A 17847-nucleotide genomic window follows, 5' to 3' on the forward strand; every position below is an offset into this window, starting at 1 on the left:
CAGGGCGGGCCAAGCGACCAACGGTCCCGTTGCATCAGGGACGTTGGATTGACTCACGCAGGGGCGCGAAGTTCCGCAACGCAGACACAGGCGCCGTGGAAGGTTTCCTTTCGCGGTATTCGTACCACCACAACACTCACGGCCCATTGCAATCCCGCACGGCCGACAACGGGTGGACCGGCAACCGCGATGCGGGCCCGGTCTGAGCTATCTACCGAGTACTTTTTCAATGACCGAATCATTTGCTGAACTGTTTGAACAGAGCCAGGCCAATCTGGCCAAGCTCAAGCCCGGCGCGATCGTCACCGGCACCGTCATCCAGGTGCGTACCGACGTCGTCGTCATCAATGCCGGCCTCAAGTCCGAAGGCATCGTGCCGATCGAACAGTTCCGTAACGACGCCGGCGAGATCGACGTCGCCGAAGGCGACATCGTCAAGGTGGCGCTGGACTCCCTCGAGAACGGCTTTGGCGAGACCGTGCTGTCGCGCGAAAAGGCCAAGCGCGCCATGGTGTGGGACGAGCTGGAAGAAGCGCTCGAGAAGAACGAGACCATCACCGGTCGCATCAGCGGCAAGGTGAAGGGTGGTTTCACCGTCGACATCAAGGACGTCCGCGCATTCCTGCCCGGTTCGCTGGTCGACGTGCGCCCGGTGCGCGACCCGGTGTACCTGGAAGGCAAGGAGCTCGAGTTCAAGCTCATCAAGCTCGATCGCAAGCGCAACAATGTCGTCGTCTCCCGCCGTGCGGTGGTCGAGAGCGAGCATTCGGAAGAGCGCGAGCAGCTGCTTGAAAAGCTGGTCGAGGGTGCGGTGCTGAAGGGCGTCGTCAAGAACCTCACCGACTACGGCGCGTTCGTGGACCTGGGCGGCATCGATGGCCTGCTCCACATCACCGACATGGCCTGGAAGCGCGTGCGCCATCCGTCCGAAGTCGTCGAAGTGGGTGCCGAGCTCGACGTCCGCGTGCTCAAGTACGACCGCGAGCGCAACCGCGTCAGCCTGGGCCTGAAGCAGCTGGGCGAGGATCCGTGGGACAACATCGCCCGCCGTTATCCGTCCAACACCCGCGTGTTCGGCAAGGTCTCCAACGTCACCGATTACGGCGCGTTCGTCGAGATCGAGCCGGGCGTCGAAGGCCTGGTCCACGTGTCCGAGATGGATTGGACCAACAAGAACGTCAATCCGTCCAAGGTTGTCCAGATCGGCGACGAACTGGAAGTCATGGTGCTGGACGTCGACGAAGAGCGTCGCCGCATCTCGCTGGGCATCAAGCAGGTCACCAGCAATCCGTGGGAAACCTTCGCTGCGATCCACAAGAAGGGCGACAAGGTGGAAGGCCAGATCAAGTCGATCACCGACTTTGGCGTGTTCATCGGCCTGGACGGCGGCATCGACGGCCTGATCCACCTGTCGGACATCACCTGGAACTCCACCGGCGAAGACGTGGCCCGCAACTTCAAGAAGGGCGACACCCTGGAAGCGGTGGTGCTGGCAGTCGATCCGGAGCGCGAGCGCATCTCGCTGGGCGTCAAGCAGCTTGAGCAGGACCCGTTCGGCCACTTCATGGCGACCAACCCGAAGGGCTCCAAGGTCACCGGCACCGTCAAGGAAGTCGATGCCAAGGGTGCGGTCATCGAGCTGGCTGATGGCGTGGAAGGTTACGTGGCCGCCCGCGACATCAACGACGAGCGCGTCGACGACGCCTCGCAGTTCCTGAAGGTCGGCCAGTCGATCGAAGCCAAGTTCACCGGCATGGACCGCAAGGGCCGCACGCTGCAGCTGTCGATCAAGGCGAAGGACGAAGCCGAAACGGCCGAGACCCTGGCCGAGTACAACAAGGCTGCGTCGGAAGCGTCCAGCGGCACTACCAAGTTGGGTGCCCTGCTGCGCGAGCAGCTGGAAAACAAGTCGGAATAAGTAGTTCCGGTGGTGGCGATCCGGCCTTAGCGCCGGATCGCCATCGATCTTCCACGCCACGACGTATGACATGACGAAATCGGAACTCATCGAGATCCTGGTCCAGCGCCAGTCGCACCTGAAAGGGGACGATGTCGATCTTGGCGTCAAATCCCTGCTGGAGATGATGGCGACCTCGCTTGCGCAGGGCGATCGCATCGAGATCCGTGGTTTCGGTAGTTTTTCCCTGCATTTCAGGCCGCCCAGGACTGGACGCAACCCCAAGACCGGCGATGCCGTCGCGCTCCCGGGCAAGCATGTGCCGCATTTCAAGCCGGGCAAGGAACTGCGCGAACGGGTGACCACGGTCATTCCGCTGCCTGCCGAAGACTGAGTCCGCCCGTGGCTCGTCGCCCTGCGCTAAGCTTGGGCCCACCATGCGCTTGATCCGCATTCTCATCGCAGTCGTCTTCGTGGTGCTCGGCGTCCTGATCGGATCGCTCAACGAGCAGCGCGTGCGGCTGGACCTTGGATGGATCGTCGTTCCCGGTTCGCTCGGCGTGCTCGTGCTCGCGGCCCTGTCCATCGGCGTCATCGTGGGCGGGCTGATGGTCGCGCTGTCTACGGTCTTGCCGTTGCATCGCCGCCTGAAACAGTCGCGCGCAGCGTTGCCGCCACCCCCTTCACCTTCCCCCCTAGACGACGGAGCCTGACACGATGGCGTTTGTCACCGAATGGTTCTGGTTCTTCCTGCTGCTGCCGATCGCCGCCCTGACGGGCTGGATCATCGGGCGCCGTGGCGGAGAGCGTCATAGCGATACCCAGGTCAGCGAACTGTCGACCACGTATTTCCGCGGCCTGAACTACCTGCTCAACGAGCAGCCGGACAAGGCCATCGAGCTGTTCCTGCATATTTCGCAGCTGGACAAGGACACCTTCGAGACCCAGCTGGCGCTCGGCCATCTGTTCCGCCGCCGCGGCGAAGTCGATCGCGCGATCCGCCTGCACCAGGGGCTGGCACAGCGCAGCGACCTCAGCGATCCGCAGCGGGTGCAGGCCCTGCTGGCGTTGGGCGAGGACTACATGCGCTCGGGACTGCTGGATCGCGCCGAGGTGGTGTTCACCGATCTGGCCGCGATCGACCAGCGCGCGCCGCAGGCCTTGAAGCACCTGATCGGCATCTACCAGGCCGAGCGCGACTGGGCGAAAGCCATCGAGAACGCGACCCGCTATGAGGCGGCGACCGGTGAACCGATGGGCAAGCTGATCGGCCAGTTCGAATGCGAGTTGGCCGAGCGTTTCCGTGCCACCGGAGACGATACGTCCGCCCGTGCGGCGGTCACGCGCGCCTATGCCGCCGATTCCACATCGGTACGCGCCGGCATGATCGAAGGCCGGATTGAGCTGGATGCCGGCAATGATGCCGCCGCGATCCGCGCCTACGAACGTGCGGCCCGGCACGACACCGACTATCTGCCCGAGCTGCTGCCGCCCTTGCTGGCGGCCTACGACCGGGTCGGCGATCTCTCCGGCGCGCGTAATTTCCTCGCCGAGATGAGCGAGCACTATCGCGGCATCTCACCGGTGCTGGCGCTGACGCGCCTGGTCGAAGGCCAGGAGGGCGTGCATGCGGCGCGACTCTATCTTGCGCAGCAGCTCAAGGAGCGGCCGTCCGTGCGTGGCGAGGCGGCGTTGATCGACCTGAGCCTGGCCGACGATGGCGACCACCAGACGACGTTGTTGGAGCTCAAGCACATCACCGAGCAGTTGCTGGTGCGCAATCCCAGTTACCGCTGCAACCGTTGCGGTTTCGGCGCGCGCAGTCACCACTGGCAATGCCCGAGCTGCAAGGAGTGGGGCACCATCAAGCCGTTGTTGAACTACGCGGTGGTCTGATCGGCGTGCCGACGCCGATGCTGCTGGCGTCGACCATGATTGCCTGCCTGGTTGCGGCGGCGATCGGCACGCGCTGGGCGCGCCGCTACGCGCTGGCCCGACAACTGGTCGACCAGCCCGGCGAGCGCCGCAGCCATACGCAGGCCACGCCACGCGGAGGCGGCATCTCGATCGTCATCGTGATGCTGGGGGCGATGCTGGCACTGGCGCTGTTGTTCTCGTCCTGGCGGTTCGCGACGGTACCCATGGCGGCCGGTCTGGTGCTGGTCGCCGGGATCGGCTGGGTCGACGACCATCGGCCGTTGTCGCCATGGTTGCGTCTTGCGGTCCATGCACTGGCGGCCCTGCTGCTCGGCATGTCGATGTCGACCCTGGGCGCGTCCGCGTTGCAAGCGCTACTGGTCGTCGGGCTCGCGATCGTGCTGGTCAATGTCTGGAACTTCATGGACGGCATCAATGGCCTGGCGGCTTCGCAGGCCGCACTCGCGGCGTTGGGCTATGCAGTCTTCGTAGGTACCGGGCCGGAGGCCTGGTTGGGATGGACGCTGGCCTGCGCCGTCCTGGGCTTCCTGCCCTTCAACTTCCCCAATGCACGGATCTTTCTCGGCGACGTCGGCAGTGGGGCGCTCGGCTATCTGCTGGCGGGGCTGGCTGGGGCCGTCCTGTTGAAGACGGCATCGTCGCCATCGGGCATGGCATGGCTGTTGCTGCCGCTCTCGATCTTCCTCGTTGACGCATCCTTGACATTGATGCAGCGCATCCTGCGTGGCGAGCGGTGGTGGTCGCCGCATGTCCAGCATGCCTATCAGCGTTGGGCGAAAGGCGTTGGTAGCCACCTCATCGTGACGTGTTTTTACGCAATTGCGACATTGGTTGCGATCGCAATCACGTTATATTTTCGTTCATCCACGCATCAGTTGGCGTGGAGCATCATCGGCGGCTGGACGATGTTGAGCATTGCGGCCTGGTTTTACCTGCAGGCGCGCTACAGGGAACGAAGGATCGACGATGAGGGAATCGGACTGAGATGAGTCATCTGAAGGAACGGTTCGGCATCTATTTCCCGCGTGTTGCGATCGTCTTGCACGATCTGTGCGTGGTCTGGTTGTGCTGGATGGGCCTGTACCAGGTCCGTCACTCGATGATGGTCAATGCGGTCGAGACGCCGCTGTGGTCGATCGAGGCTGTGCTGATCCTGGCCGCGCAGGGCGCCGTTTTCTGGAAGGTGGGCCTGTACAGGGGGCTGTGGCGTTTCGCCAGCGTTCCGGACCTGATGAACATCTTCAAGGCCTCGCTGCTGGGCCTGCTCGCGATCTTTGTCGTGCTGTTCCTGTACAACCGGCTCGACCAGGTCCCGCGCACGGTGCTGCTGCTGTATCCGCTGGTGTTGACGGCGATGCTGGGCATGCCGCGCCTGATCTACCGCACCTGGAAGGACCACGGCCTGGTCCGGACCGATACCTCGGCGCTGCGTGTGCTGATCCTGGGCGCTGGCCAGGCCGGCGAGACCCTGGTCCGTGACCTGCGGCGCGCGGGTGCCTATCTGCCCGTCGGTTTCCTCGACGATGCCGGCAAGCTGCGGGGTGCCGAGATCCAGGGCCTCCCGGTGCTGGGCCGTGTCGAGGACGTGGCGCGGATCGCGCCCGAGACCGCGGCGCAACTGCTGGTGATCGCGATGCCTTCGATCGACGCCGCGGCGATGCGGCGCGTGGTCGAGGCCTGCGAGCGCACCGGCCTGCCGTTCCGCACGGTGCCGCGACTGGACGACCTGCTGGAAGGGCGTTCGCTGCCTGGTGAGCTGAAGGAAGTCGCGATCGAGGACCTGCTGGGCCGCAAGCCGGTGACGCCCGACTGGAAGGCGATCCGTGGATGGCTGGGGGGCAGGAGCGTACTGATCACCGGTGCCGGTGGTTCGATCGGTTCCGAACTGTGCCGCCAGTGCGCACGCCATGGCGCACGCTCGATCGCACTGATCGAAATGGATGAGCTGGCGCTGACCCGGACGGAATCGGAATTGCGACGCGATTTTCCGCGCACGCAACTGGTGGCGGTGCTGGGCGACTGCGGCGATCCCGCGGTCATGCGCCATGCGCTCGCGCTGGCTGCGCCCGATGCAGTCTTCCATGCCGCGGCCTACAAGCAGGTTCCGGTGCTGGAAAAGCAGTTGCGCGAAGCTGTGCGCAACAATGTGGTGGCGACCGAAACCGTGGCCCGCGCGGCCAGTGCGGCCGGCGTCGGCACCTTCGTGCTGATTTCCACCGATAAGGCCGTCGATCCGGTGAACGTGCTGGGCGCGACCAAGCGCCTGGCAGAGATGGCTTGCCAGGCGCTGGCCTCGCAGTCGTCCACCAATTTCGTCACGGTCCGCTTCGGCAATGTGCTCGACTCCGCGGGCAGCGTCGTGCCGCTGTTCCGCGAGCAGATCCGCACCGGTGGACCGGTGACGGTGACTGACCCGCAGGTCACCCGCTATTTCATGACCATCCCCGAGGCCTGCCAGCTGATCATGCAGTCGGTAGCGATCGGAGCGGGGCAGGCCGTCTACACGCTGGACATGGGCGAGCCGGTCTCGATCCGGCTGTTGGCCGAGCAGATGATCCGGCTCGCCGGCAAGCATCCCGAGCGCGACGTCGCAATCGTCTACACCGGCCTGCGCCCGGGCGAGAAGCTGCACGAAACCCTGTTCCACGCCGACGAAAGCTACCGCCCGACGATCCACCCGAAGATCCTGCAGGCCGAGGCACGCGATGTACCGGTCGAGCGGGTCAACAAGGCGGTGATTGCAATGCGGGAGGCCGTGGCCAACTATGACCTTGACGTCCTGGCAACGCTGCTGCGTGATTCGTTGCCCGAATTCAGGCCATTGACCCGGTTGCCGACCGCCGAAAGCGGTACGGTGGTGTCCTTCCCCGCAAGACAAGCACGGCGCACATGACCCAACGCATTCGCAAGGCAGTCTTCCCGGTCGCAGGATTGGGCACCCGGTTCCTTCCCGCGACCAAGACCGTACCCAAGGAAATGCTGCCGATCGTCGATCGGCCGTTGATCCAGTACGCCGTCGATGAGGCCGTCGAGGCCGGCTGCGATACGCTGATCTTCGTCACCAACCGCTACAAGCATGCGGTGGCCGATTATTTCGACAAGGCCTACGAGCTCGAACAGAAGCTGGAGAAGTCAGGCAAGCACGAGCAGCTTGCGCTGATCCGCAACGTGCTGCCTCCGCATGTCCGCGCCATCTTCGTGACCCAGGCCGAGGCCCTTGGACTGGGGCATGCGGTGCTGTGCGCCAAGCCGATCGTCGGCGACGAACCCTTCGCGGTGCTGCTGCCCGACGACCTGATCTGGAACACCGGCAATGGCGCGCTCAAGCAGATGGCCGACCATGCACAGGCGACGGGTTCGGGCGTCATCGCGGTGCAGGACGTGCCGCGCGACCAGACCGGCAGCTACGGCATCGTCGCGACCGGCCAGTTCGATGGTCGCCATGGCGCGATCTCGTCCATCGTCGAGAAGCCCAAGCCCGAGGACGCGCCTAGCACCCTGGCGGTCGTGGGCCGCTACATCCTGCCCGGCAACATCTTCGAGCAGCTCGAAGCCACCCAGGCGGGCGCGGGCGGCGAGATCCAGCTGACCGACGCGATCGCGGCGCTGCTGGGACATCAGCGTATCGATGCGTTCCGGTTCCAGGGCACGCGGTTCGATTGTGGCACGCATATCGGCCTGATCGAAGCGACGATCCGGTTCGCGCTGGACAATGAAAAACTCAGCGAAGCTGCCCAGCGCAGCATGCAGGCTGCGTTGCAGGAACTCGGGGTCTCGACCTTGCCCTGATACGGGCTGCGCAGGCGCCTTGACGGGGGGCGGCCGTGTCGGCCTGATCGATCCGATCGATCTCATCAAGTCGAACGATCACCATGCAATGGGCTGGAACAACAGGAACGGCGCCATTGGCGCCGTTCCTGTTTTCCGGTGGCGGAACTGGGCGGCATCCGCCGCCCGTGGTGTCGGGACCGTCGAAGGCAGTGTCCGCGCGAGGCGGCGCCGGCTTACAGCGACTCGAAGATGCCGGCCGCGCCCATGCCTGTGCCGATGCACATCGTCACCATGCCGTACTTCTGCTGGCGGCGGCGCAGTCCGTGGACCAGGGTCGCGGTCCGGATCGCACCGGTGGCGCCCAGCGGGTGCCCGAGCGCGATCGCACCGCCCAGCGGATTGACCTTGTCCGGATCGAGGCCAACGTCGCCGATGACGGCCAGGGCCTGTGCGGCGAAGGCCTCGTTGAGTTCGATCCAGTCCAGCTGGTCCCGGGTCAGGCCCGCCTGTTTCAAGGCCTTCGGGATCGCCGCGATCGGGCCGATCCCCATGACTTCCGGGCGCACGCCGGCGACCGAGAACGATACGAAGCGCGCCAGTGGCGTCAAGCCGTAATCCTTGATGGCCTGTTCCGACGCCAGCAGCACGGCTGCGGCGCCATCGCTCATCTGCGACGAATTGCCGGCCGTGACCGAACCTCCGAACTGGCCGTTGCGGAACACCGGGCGCAGCTTGGCCAGGCCTTCGATCGAACTGTCCGGACGCGGGCCTTCATCCTGCTCGGCCAGCGACTGCCGCAGCACGATCCTGTTGCCGGCGAGGTCGGGCTGGTGCGAGTTGATCTGGTACGGGGTGATCTCGTCGCGGAACTCGCCGGCCTGGATCGCGGCCATCGCCTTCTGGTGCGAGGCGAGGGCGAACGCGTCCTGGCGCTCGCGCGAGACCTTCCATTCCTCGGCGACCTTCTCGGCGGTGATGCCCATGCCGTAGGCGATCGCGACGTTTTCGTCGTTGGCGAACACGCTGGGCGACAACGCCACCTTGTTGCCCATCATCGGCACCATGCTCATGCTCTCGGTGCCGCCGGCGAGCATCAGGTCGGCATTGCCAAGCCGGATCTGGTCGGCCGCCATCGCCACGGCCTGCAGGCCGGACGAACAGAAGCGGTTGATGGTCTGAGCGGCGATCGTGTTCGGCAGGCCGGCCAGCAACAGGCCGATGCGGGCCACGTTCATTCCCTGCTCGCCCTCGGGCATCGCGCAGCCGATGATCGCATCGTCGATGCGGCTGGCATCGATGCCCGGCGCCTGCGCGACCACGGCCTTGAGCACGTGGGCCAGCATGTCGTCGGGACGGGTGTTGCGGAACATGCCCTTGGGCGCCTTGCCGACCGGGGTCCGGGTGGCGGCGACGATGTAGGCGTCCTGGATCTGTTTCATGGCGTTCTCCGAAAACCGGGAGCGGGGGATGGGGGGTCGGGAACCGCAAGTGCGGATTCACGCGATCCAGGGCATTCCCACTGCCGGCAGAAATGTAAGGTGGGGAGAATGGAGGGGCGACAACGGATTGTTCGTAACCCCCATTCCCGATGCTGTGTTCCTGATCAGTTCCTTAGCGGCTTGCCGGTCTTGAGCATGTGCGCGATGCGGGCCTGGGTCTTGTCCTGCTGCGCCAGTTCGACGAAGTGCTTGCGTTCCAGACGCAGCAACCACTCCTCGTCGACGATCGCGCCGCGATCGACCTCGCCGCCGCACAGCACGGTGGCGATGCGGCTGGCGATCTCGTAGTCGTACTCGCTGACGAAACGGCCTTCGAGCATGTTGACCAGCAGCATCTTGAAGGTCGCGATGCCGACGTCGCCGGCGACCTGGATGCGACGCGCCGGCAGTGGCGGACGATAGCCGCCTTCGGCCAGCGCCAAGGCCTCATGGCGGGCGATGTGCAGGGCCTCGTAGGTGTTGAACACCACCTTGTCGCCTGCGCGCAGCAAGCCGAGCTCCTTGGCCTCGATCGCCGAGGCCGAGACCTTGGCCATCGCGATGGTCTCGAACGTCTTCTTCAGTTCCGCGAAGACATCGCCAGCGGGGCCTGCCGCCTGCGAGGCGCGGACGGCCAGTTCCTTCAGGCCGCCGCCCGCTGGCAGCAGGCCGACACCGGCTTCGACCAGACCGATATAGCTTTCCAGGTGGGCCACGGTGCGCGCGCTGTGCATCTGGAATTCGCAGCCGCCGCCCAGGGCGAGGCCACGCACGGCCGCGACGACCGGGACCAGCGAGTACTTGATGCGCTGGCTGGTGGCCTGGAAGTTGGCGACCATCGCTTCGAAGGCATCGACCTTGCCCGACTGCAGCAGGCCGAGCGCACCGGCAAGGTCGGCACCGGCCGAGAACGGTTCCTTCGGCTGCCACACGACCAGTCCCTTGAACTTGCGCTCGGCGATGCCGATGGCTTCCTGCAGGCCGTCGAGCACGGCATCGGACACCGTATGCATCTTGGTCTTGAACGAGACCACGCCGATGTCGTCGCCATCGGTCCACAAGCGGATGCCGTCATTCTCGAACACGGTGTCGCCGGTCGGGAAGCGCTCCCCGAGCACAGGGTCCGGGAAGCGCTGGCGCTGGTAGACCGGCAACGACGAGCGTGGCAGGACCTGTCCGCTGGACGGGCTGAAGCTGCCGTTCCGGCCATGCACGCCGTCGCGGCCATCGAGCACCCAGGCCGGCAGTGGCGCGTCGCTCATGCTGTTGCCGGCCGCGATATCATCGGCGATCCACTGCGCGACCTGCTTCCAGCCGGCGGCCTGCCAGGTCTCGAACGGACCCAGCGACCAGCCGTAGCCCCAGCGGATCGCAAGGTCGACATCACGCGCGGTCTCGGCGATGTCGGCCAAGTGGTAGGCGCTGTAGTGGAACAGGTCGCGGAACACCGCCCACAGGAAGCGCGCCTGCGGATGCTCGCTGGCCCGCAGCTGGGCGAATTTCTGCGCCGGGTCCTTCTGCTTCAGGATCTCGATCACCTCCGCCGCCGCCACGCGGTCGGCCGGGCGGTAGTCCTGCTTGTCGACGTCGAGGACGACGATGTCCTTGCCGACCTTGCGGAAGATGCCCGCGCCGGTCTTCTGTCCCAGCGCGCCCTTGGCGATCAGCGCATCCAGCCAGGCCGGGGACTTGAAGTAACGGTGCCAGGGATCGTCGGGCAGGGTGTCGGCCATGGTCTTGATGACGTGGGCCATGGTGTCCAGGCCGACGACATCGGAGGTGCGGTAGGTCGCCGACTTCGGGCGGCCGATCAGCGGTCCGGTGATCGCGTCGACCTCATCGAATCCCAGGCCCGACTGCGCGGTGTGGTGCGCGGTGGCCAGGATCGAGAACACGCCGATCCGGTTGCCGATGAAGTTGGGGGTGTCGCGCGCGTAGACCACGCCCTTGCCGAGCTGGGTGGTCAGGAACGTTTCCAGGCCCGACAGCACGCGCTGTTCGGTGCTCTTGGCGGGAATCAGTTCCGCCAGGTGCATGTAGCGCGGCGGATTGAAGAAGTGCACGCCGCAAAAGCGGTGGCGCAGTTGTTCGGGCAGGACGTCGGCCAGGGCGTTGATGCCGAGGCCGGAGGTATTGCTGGCCAGTACCGCGTGGTCGGCCACGAACGGGGCGATCTTGCGGTACAGGTCCTGTTTCCAGTCCATGCGTTCGGCGATCGCCTCGATAATCAGATCGCAGCCGCGCAGCTGCTCCAGGCCGCGGCTCTCCTCGGGCGTGCCGTAGTTGGCCGGCGCGATCGCTTCGGCCAGGGTCTTGCTGGCGAGCGGGGCGGGGCTGAGCTTGCCGAGGTTGGCGATGGCCTTGAGCACCACGCCGTCGGCCGGACCGTCCTTCGCGGGCAGGTCGAACAGCACCGTATCGATGCCGGCGTTGGTCAGGTGGGCGGCGATCTGGGCGCCCATGACGCCAGCCCCGAGGACGGCGGCGCGGCGGACGAGAAGCGTATCGGACATAGCGGTTTCCCTATTGAAAGGTGTCGACGAGTGGGAGGAGCGGACTCGACGGACGGGTATCGGCGAACGGGGCGGTCAGGTGGACAGGATAGGCGTGGGATGTGTCAGGCGCGGAAGCCGGCGGCGGCATAGCGGATCAGCTCGCTGGCGGCGCGGGCCCGGTGGGCGGCTTCGCTGACGCCGGTCGGCCGCTTGATCAGGCCGAAATCGGACATTGCATAGGTCAACGAGCCGCCCAGGAAGTCCAGCCGCCAGTACAGTGCTTCCTTGGTCATGCCGGGCAGGCAGGCGGCGATCGCCTTGGCGAAATCGCGCTGGACGTGGCCGTACTGGTCGGACAGGAACTTGCGCAGGCCGTCGTTCTTCTCGGCGTAGGCGCGGGCGATGACCCGGATGAAGGCGCCGCCGCCGTTTCGATCCTGGGCCATGGCCAGGGCAGGCTCGACGAAGGCCGCCAGCACCGGTTCCAGCTCGCCGGGGTGCTCGGCCTGGGCCCGGGCCAGCTGTTCCAGCCGCTCGGCGCTCATGACGTCCATGCGCCGGCGGAAGACCTCGTTGACCAGGTTTTCCTTGCTGCCGAAGTGGTAGTTGACCGCGGCGATGTTGACGTCGGCCCGGCCGGTGACTTGGCGCAGCGAGGTGCCGCTGAAGCCGTGCAGTGCGAACAGCTCCTCGGCGGCGCCCAGGATCCTGTCTTTGGTCGAGAACTGCTGTGCCACCATGCCGTCGGCCCTGCTAGAATGAATCAAACGATTGATTGAATCCTAGGGGGATTCAGGCCAGCGGTCAAACCCGACCTCCAGGCCCTGTATTTCGTTAAGTGACATTCCGTTAGAATTACCGTAGCCGTATCGGCTAAACCCGCGTCCGCACGCGGGTTTTTCCATGCTAATCTCGGCCGCACCAGTGTGGGCGGCCCCCATTTGTCCGGAGAAATGTCCCATGGCGCTGGAGCGCACCCTGTCCATCATCAAGCCCGATGCCGTCGCCAAGAACGTCATCGGTGAGATCTACTCGCGCTTCGAAAAGGCGGGCCTGAAGATCATCGCCTCGAAGTACAAGCAGCTGTCGCGCCGGGAAGCCGAAGGCTTCTACGCCGTGCACCGCGAGCGTCCGTTCTTCAACGCGCTGGTCGAGTTCATGATCAGTGGTCCGGTCGTGATCCAGGCGCTGGAAGGCGAGAACGCGGTTGCACTGCACCGTGACCTGCTGGGCGCGACCAACCCGAAGGATGCCGCGGCCGGTACCATCCGCGCCGATTTCGCCGATTCGATCGACGCCAACGCCGCGCACGGTTCGGATTCGGTCGAGAATGGCGCGATCGAGATCGCGTACTTCTTCGCCGCCACTGAAGTCGTCTCGCGTTGAGTGATGTCGTGATCGAAGTCGCTGCTATCCCCTCTGCAGTCAAGACCACCGGCGGCAATGCCGTCGGCGACAAGCAGAACCTGCTCGACCTCGATCGCGAAGGTCTGGAGCGCTTCTTCGCCGATACTCTCGGCGAGAAGCGTTTCCGCGCCCATCAGGTCATGAAGTGGATCCATCATCGTCACGTCACCGATTTCGACGAGATGACCGACCTGGGCAAGCCGCTGCGCGCGAAGCTGCACGAGCGCGCCGAAGTGCGCGTGCCGCAGATCCAGTTTGAAAAACCCTCCACCGACGGCACCCACAAGTGGCTGCTGGCGATGGACGGCAGCAACGCCATCGAGACGGTCTACATCCCCGACAAGGGTCGCGGCACGCTGTGCGTGTCCTCGCAGGTCGGTTGCGCCTTGAACTGCCAGTTCTGCTCGACCGCCACGCAAGGCTTCAACCGCAATCTGTCGACCGCCGAGATCATCGGCCAGGTCTGGGTCGCGGCCAAGCACCTTGGCAACATTCCGCATCGCCAGCGCAAGCTCACCAACGTGGTGATGATGGGCATGGGCGAGCCGTTGATGAACTTCGACAATGTCGTCCGCGCGATGAGCATCATGCGCGACGATCTCGGCTATGGCCTGGCCAACAAGCGTGTGACGCTGTCGACCGCCGGCATGGTGCCGATGATCGACAAGCTGGGCGAAGTCAGCGACGTCTCGCTGGCGGTGTCGCTGCATGCGGCCAACGACGAGCTGCGTACCGAGCTGGTACCGCTCAACAAGAAATACCCGATCGCCGAACTGATGGCCGCCTGCGAGCGCTACGTGCTGCGCAAGCCGCGTTCGTCGATCACGTTCGAATACACGCTGATGAAGGGCATCAACGACCAGGCCGTGCACGCACGCCAGCTCGCGCGCCTGATGCGCCAGTTCGACAACGCGGTGCAGATGAAGGATGCCGGCAAGGTCAACCTGATTCCGTTCAATCCCTTCCCCGGCACTCGCTACGAGCGTTCCGAGGAATCCGACATCCGGGCGTTCCAGAAACTGCTGCTGGATGCGCAGGTGCTGACGATGGTGCGTCGCACGCGCGGCGACGACATCGATGCGGCCTGCGGCCAGCTCAAGGGCCAGGTCGCCGACCGGACGCGCAGGCAGGCCGAGTTCCGCAAGCACCTGGAGTCCTCGACGCCAGGCAGTGGAGGGGTTGATGCCGCGGCCTGAGGTCCTGCTGCTGGTGCTGGCCTGTCTGGTCGTGATGACGGCCTGTTCGCGGCTGACCTTCGTGCGGCCCGATCCCAGTCCCAGGGGATTCAAGCAGGTGGCGCCGGAGTACAGTTTCCGCTCCGATCCCAGCGCATCGTCACTGGTCCGCCAGCACCTGCTGCTGGCCGAGCGGCGTTTGCAGGATGGCGAGTTCGACGAGGCAGAGAAACAGACCCGGCTGGCGTTGAAGCAGTCGCGGCGTTCCGCCGACGCGCACACGATGCTGGCGTTGATCGAATCCGCGCGTGGCCGCACCGCGCAGGCCGGCGGCTATTACGCCCGGGCCGCCGAGCTCGCGCCGGAGCAGGGCATCGCGCTCAACAACTATGGTGCGTGGCTGTGCGACAACGGCAGGCAGGCCGAGTCCGTGGGCTGGTTCGACCGCGCCCTGGCCGATCCTGCGTACAACAGGCGCGCCTCGGCGATGGCCAATGCCGGTGCCTGCCTGCTGTCGGCAGGGCAACTGGACCAGGTCGACAGGTACCTGCGTCCGGCGCTGGACCTTGCGCCCGACAACGTCGTCGCGTTGGGTGCGATGGCCGAACTCCAGTACCGCAGCGGGCACTTCCTTGAAGCGCGGGCGTTCTCGCAGCGCAGGCTGGAAGCGGCGACCGCGACACCTGCGGCCCTGTTGCTTGCGTCACAGATTGAAGACAAGCTCGGCGACACGCGCGCCGCCACTCGATATGTTCAGCAGCTGAACGCGGATTTTCCGCAGGCAGGGGCCGCTGATACAGGGGAAATCAGGAAGCCATGATGTCGTCCAACAACATGATGCCGCCCACTCCGCCGAACCCGCCCAGCAGCGAGGAAGCGGTCGAGATCGGCGTGCGCCTGCGCGAGGCCCGCATCCAGGCTGGCCTGGGCCTGCAGGATGTGGCCTCGAAGTTGAAGATGCAGGTCAGGATCATCGAAGCCCTGGAAGCCGGCAACTGGGAGCGGCTGGGTGCACCGGTCTTCGTCCGTGGCCAGCTGCGCAGCTACGTGCGCCTGCTGGGGCTGCCGGCGGATCTGGTGCCGATCGCGACCTCGCAGGCCCCGATCCGGCCGCCGCAACTGGTGCCGATGACCTACACGCCGCCGCTGCGGCGGGTGGCCGAGAAGCTGATGGGCCGCATGGTCTATGTCGTCATCACCGGACTGATCGTGGTGCCGGTGTGGATGGCCACGCGTTCGCACCTGTCCAGCCCGGCCGAAGTGGCCGCGTCGCTGGATATGCCGACCCAGGCGCCGGATGGTGCGGCGCCTGCGTCCCAGGCACCGGTCGCGCGTCCGCAGCCGACCCCGCTGGTCGCGTCGATGGCGCTGCCGCGCGCACCGGCCGAAAAGCAGATGGACCTGACCTTGCATCTCAATGGCGACAGCTGGGTCCAGGTGTTCGCGCCTGACGGTGCGCAGATCGAACAGGGCCTGCTGAAGGCGGGCGAACAACGCCGTTTTGCTGCCGGACAGGTGGGCCGGATCGTGCTGGGCAACGCCGGGGGCGTGGAGGTCAGGCGCAACGGCGACGTTCAGGATCTGTCTGCCTACCAGCGAGCGAACGTCGCGCGCTTTACGGTATCCTCTGACGGCTCACTCGGGCCGGTCTCCGAATAACGCGACGGATTCATTCCAGCGGCTCGGACCCTCTCTGCAGGCATAACGCCTGCGGCACGCCCATCCATTCAATCACGCCCGGATCGAGCGTCCCGGCGACAGGCAGCATGGCAGCATCCAGATGGCGTTAGACGAACTGCTCGACGAACACGAACAAGGCGAACGGGTCCAGAAGTGGTTGCGCGACAATGCGCTCGGCCTGATCGGCGGACTGGCATTGGGCATTGCGATCATCGGCGGCTGGAAGTGGTGGGAGCAGCATTCCCACAACCAGCGACTGCAGGCGGGCGATGCGTACCAGACGGTGGTGGCCTCGATCGCTGCAGGTGACCTGAAGAAGGCTGAAGCCGCGGCCACCGGGCTGGGCGAGGGGGCCTACGCCGAACTCATCGCGCTGGACCTGGCCAAGGCGCACGTCGATGCCGGCGAGCATGACGCGGCGATCGCTGCGCTGAAGCGCGCCCAGGGCGGTGACCCCGGCCTGCAGTCGGTGGTCCAGCAGCGCCTCGCGCGCCTGCTGATCGATACCGGCAAGGGCGCCGAAGCGCTTCAGCTGCTGGCGTCTTCCGACGACGCGGTGTCGCTCGAGACCCGTGGCGATGCCCAGTTCGCGCTCGGCAAGACCGAAGAAGCGCGTCAGGCCTACACCGATGCACTTCGCAAGCTCGACGTGGCCGCACCGCAGCGCCGCCTGCTTGAACTGAAACTCACCGAGACCGGCGGCACGCCGGAGCAGCCGGAGTCGCAATCCTGATGAAGTCACTCACCAAGTCCACTGGCAACGGTTCCCGCAACCGGGCCAGGCCGCTCGTCCGCATTGCCACCGTGTTGGCCTGCGTCTTCGTGCTGGCGGGCTGCAGCACCGTCAAGGGCTGGTTCGGCAGCAGCAAGAAGGACGATGGCAAGCCCACCGAACCTGCCGAGCTGGTGGATTTCACCGCCAGCGCCAAGGTCTCGCGGATCTGGACGGCGAATGCCGGCAAGGGTGAAGACCGCTTGGGCATCCGCCAGACCCCGGCCGTGGTCGGTGGTCGTGTCTATACGGCGGCCGTCGATGGCGGCGTGCGCGCGTTCGACCTGCAGAGCGGCGCGTCGCTGTGGCAGTACAAGTCCGACGCGCGCCTGACCGGCGGTCCCGGGGCCGGCGACGGCCTGGTCGTGGTCGGCAGCCTGAAGGGCGACGTGATCGCGCTGGATGCCGAGACCGGTGCCGAACGCTGGCAGGTCAAGGTCGCCAGCGAGATTATCGCAGCGCCCGCGATCGGCCAGGGGCTGGTGCTGGTGCGTTCCAACGATGGCCGCCTGACCGCGCTGGATGCCAGCAATGGCGAACGCCGCTGGTTCTGGAACCAGGAACTGCCGAGCCTGACTGTGCGTGGCAATGACGCGCCTGCGCTGGGTCCGGGCTTCGTGTTCGTCGGCAACGACGACGGCACGCTGGCCGCACTGACGCTGGCCGATGGTCGCCCGATCTGGGACCAGGTCATCGCCGAACCGGACGGCCGTACCGAACTCGACCGCATGGCCGATGTCGACGGCACCCCGTTGCTCGACGGCACCGTGCTGTACGCCTCCAGCTACAAGCAGCGCACGATGGCGCTCGATGCTCCCAGCGGCCGTCCGATCTGGAGCGCCGACCACGGCGGCTCCAATCGCCCGGGCCTGGGCATCGACCGCGTCGTCGTCACCGATGTCAACGGCTCGGTCTGGGCGCTGGACCGCAACAGCGGCTCGGCCCTGTGGCAACAGCCGGGCCTGGCCCGCCGCAACCTCGGCGCCGCCGCGGTGCAGGGCGACTACGCGGTGGTTGGCGATTTCGACGGCTACCTGCATTGGCTGCGCCTGGACAACGGTGAGTTCGCCGCCCGCGAGCGCGCCGGCCGCAAGCCGATCCTTGGCGCCCCGGTCGTGGTCGACGGCATCCTCGTGGTCCAGAACGTCGGCGGCGACATCAGCGCCTGGCGCATCCAGGAATAGCCGCGCCATTGGCACTTGCTCTTGGCCCCGGGTAGTCTGACTGCCCGGGG

General features: G+C 65.8%; 16 protein-coding genes. 13 read left to right on the forward strand and 3 right to left on the reverse strand.

Translation table 11 applies throughout. The features are described from left to right. Positions 1-229: 229 nt before the first annotated feature. The 7 genes from rpsA (at position 230) to galU (ending at position 7624) form a co-directional block, all read left to right on the forward strand. Positions 230-1918 carry a 30S ribosomal protein S1 gene (gene rpsA / locus ACYX7E_RS14270; RefSeq protein ID WP_462081250.1) on the forward strand — a complete coding sequence of 563 codons (1689 nt, stop codon included), beginning with the start codon at positions 230-232 and terminating at the stop codon, positions 1916-1918. A 70-nt stretch (positions 1919-1988) separates the two neighbouring features. After that, complete coding sequence (locus ACYX7E_RS14275) at positions 1989-2291, forward strand: integration host factor subunit beta (RefSeq protein ID WP_462081251.1); 303 nt, start codon at positions 1989-1991, stop codon at positions 2289-2291. Positions 2292-2334: 43 nt separating this feature from the next. Continuing rightward, on the forward strand, positions 2335-2610 hold the full coding sequence (locus ACYX7E_RS14280; RefSeq protein WP_462081252.1) for a lipopolysaccharide assembly protein LapA domain-containing protein: 276 nt from the start codon (positions 2335-2337) through the stop codon (positions 2608-2610). A gap of 4 nt (positions 2611-2614) precedes the next feature. Further along, complete coding sequence (gene lapB / locus ACYX7E_RS14285) at positions 2615-3793, forward strand: lipopolysaccharide assembly protein LapB (protein WP_462081253.1); 1179 nt, start codon at positions 2615-2617, stop codon at positions 3791-3793. After that, entirely contained in the window at positions 3733-4824 is a 1092-nt protein-coding gene (locus tag ACYX7E_RS14290; RefSeq protein ID WP_462081254.1) for an MraY family glycosyltransferase, read from the forward strand. Before lapB ends, ACYX7E_RS14290 begins: the two co-directional genes overlap by 61 nt. Further along, a complete protein-coding gene (locus ACYX7E_RS14295) occupies positions 4821-6728 on the forward strand; it encodes a polysaccharide biosynthesis protein (protein ID WP_462081255.1) in 1908 nt (635 codons plus the stop codon). Before ACYX7E_RS14290 ends, ACYX7E_RS14295 begins: the two co-directional genes overlap by 4 nt. Beyond that, the gene (gene galU, locus ACYX7E_RS14300; RefSeq protein WP_462081256.1) at positions 6725-7624 is read left to right on the forward strand and encodes a UTP--glucose-1-phosphate uridylyltransferase GalU; all 900 of its coding nucleotides are present in this window, start codon (positions 6725-6727) and stop codon (positions 7622-7624) included. Before ACYX7E_RS14295 ends, galU begins: the two co-directional genes overlap by 4 nt. Before the next feature lie 215 nt (positions 7625-7839). On the opposite strand, the gene ACYX7E_RS14305 is transcribed toward galU, so the two are convergent. From ACYX7E_RS14305 to ACYX7E_RS14315, 3 genes are all read right to left on the reverse strand, one after another. Beyond that, a complete protein-coding gene (locus ACYX7E_RS14305; protein WP_462081257.1) occupies positions 7840-9045 on the reverse strand; it encodes an acetyl-CoA C-acyltransferase in 1206 nt (401 codons plus the stop codon). A gap of 164 nt (positions 9046-9209) precedes the next feature. Then, positions 9210-11597, reverse strand: coding sequence for a 3-hydroxyacyl-CoA dehydrogenase/enoyl-CoA hydratase family protein (locus ACYX7E_RS14310; protein ID WP_462081258.1), 2388 nt, complete (start codon positions 11595-11597; stop codon positions 9210-9212). A gap of 104 nt (positions 11598-11701) precedes the next feature. After that, on the reverse strand, positions 11702-12319 hold the full coding sequence (locus ACYX7E_RS14315) for a TetR/AcrR family transcriptional regulator (protein ID WP_462081259.1): 618 nt from the start codon (positions 12317-12319) through the stop codon (positions 11702-11704). A 220-nt stretch (positions 12320-12539) separates the two neighbouring features. Between ACYX7E_RS14315 and ndk the strand changes: the two genes are divergently transcribed. The 6 genes from ndk to bamB all read left to right on the forward strand — a co-directional run bounded on the left by ndk (position 12540) and on the right by bamB (position 17797). Continuing rightward, on the forward strand, positions 12540-12965 hold the full coding sequence (gene ndk / locus ACYX7E_RS14320) for a nucleoside-diphosphate kinase (RefSeq protein ID WP_462081260.1): 426 nt from the start codon (positions 12540-12542) through the stop codon (positions 12963-12965). Between the two features lie 8 nt (positions 12966-12973). After that, on the forward strand, positions 12974-14182 hold the full coding sequence (gene rlmN, locus ACYX7E_RS14325; protein WP_462081326.1) for a dual-specificity RNA methyltransferase RlmN: 1209 nt from the start codon (positions 12974-12976) through the stop codon (positions 14180-14182). After that, positions 14169-14981: a type IV pilus biogenesis/stability protein PilW gene (gene pilW / locus ACYX7E_RS14330; RefSeq protein ID WP_462081261.1), complete on the forward strand. Its 813-nt coding sequence runs from the start codon at positions 14169-14171 to the stop codon at positions 14979-14981. The genes rlmN and pilW overlap by 14 nt, the downstream gene beginning before the upstream one ends. After that, on the forward strand, positions 14981-15820 hold the full coding sequence (locus ACYX7E_RS14335; protein ID WP_462081262.1) for a RodZ domain-containing protein: 840 nt from the start codon (positions 14981-14983) through the stop codon (positions 15818-15820). Before pilW ends, ACYX7E_RS14335 begins: the two co-directional genes overlap by 1 nt. 121 nt (positions 15821-15941) lie before the next feature. Next, positions 15942-16574 carry a YfgM family protein gene (locus ACYX7E_RS14340; protein ID WP_462081263.1) on the forward strand — a complete coding sequence of 211 codons (633 nt, stop codon included), beginning with the start codon at positions 15942-15944 and terminating at the stop codon, positions 16572-16574. Then, entirely contained in the window at positions 16574-17797 is a 1224-nt protein-coding gene (gene bamB, locus ACYX7E_RS14345) for an outer membrane protein assembly factor BamB (protein ID WP_462081264.1), read from the forward strand. The genes ACYX7E_RS14340 and bamB overlap by 1 nt, the downstream gene beginning before the upstream one ends. Positions 17798-17847 lie beyond the last annotated feature (50 nt).

It is taken from the genome of Luteimonas sp. RIT-PG2_3, assembly GCF_054902115.1.

Coding starts and splice junctions, on each gene's coding strand:
- ACYX7E_RS14335 (WP_462081262.1), top strand. CDS start 14,981: ATGTCGTCCAACAACATGATGCCGCCCACTCCGCCGAACCCGCCCAGC.
- bamB (WP_462081264.1), top strand. CDS start 16,574: ATGAAGTCACTCACCAAGTCCACTGGCAACGGTTCCCGCAACCGGGCC.
- ndk (WP_462081260.1), top strand. CDS start 12,540: ATGGCGCTGGAGCGCACCCTGTCCATCATCAAGCCCGATGCCGTCGCC.
- ACYX7E_RS14290 (WP_462081254.1), top strand. CDS start 3,733: ATGCCCGAGCTGCAAGGAGTGGGGCACCATCAAGCCGTTGTTGAACTA.
- ACYX7E_RS14275 (WP_462081251.1), top strand. CDS start 1,989: ATGACGAAATCGGAACTCATCGAGATCCTGGTCCAGCGCCAGTCGCAC.
- galU (WP_462081256.1), top strand. CDS start 6,725: ATGACCCAACGCATTCGCAAGGCAGTCTTCCCGGTCGCAGGATTGGGC.
- ACYX7E_RS14295 (WP_462081255.1), top strand. CDS start 4,821: ATGAGTCATCTGAAGGAACGGTTCGGCATCTATTTCCCGCGTGTTGCG.
- ACYX7E_RS14340 (WP_462081263.1), top strand. CDS start 15,942: ATGGCGTTAGACGAACTGCTCGACGAACACGAACAAGGCGAACGGGTC.
- ACYX7E_RS14310 (WP_462081258.1), bottom strand. CDS start 11,597: ATGTCCGATACGCTTCTCGTCCGCCGCGCCGCCGTCCTCGGGGCTGGC.
- ACYX7E_RS14315 (WP_462081259.1), bottom strand. CDS start 12,319: ATGGTGGCACAGCAGTTCTCGACCAAAGACAGGATCCTGGGCGCCGCC.
- pilW (WP_462081261.1), top strand. CDS start 14,169: ATGCCGCGGCCTGAGGTCCTGCTGCTGGTGCTGGCCTGTCTGGTCGTG.
- ACYX7E_RS14305 (WP_462081257.1), bottom strand. CDS start 9,045: ATGAAACAGATCCAGGACGCCTACATCGTCGCCGCCACCCGGACCCCG.
- lapB (WP_462081253.1), top strand. CDS start 2,615: ATGGCGTTTGTCACCGAATGGTTCTGGTTCTTCCTGCTGCTGCCGATC.
- ACYX7E_RS14280 (WP_462081252.1), top strand. CDS start 2,335: ATGCGCTTGATCCGCATTCTCATCGCAGTCGTCTTCGTGGTGCTCGGC.
- rpsA (WP_462081250.1), top strand. CDS start 230: ATGACCGAATCATTTGCTGAACTGTTTGAACAGAGCCAGGCCAATCTG.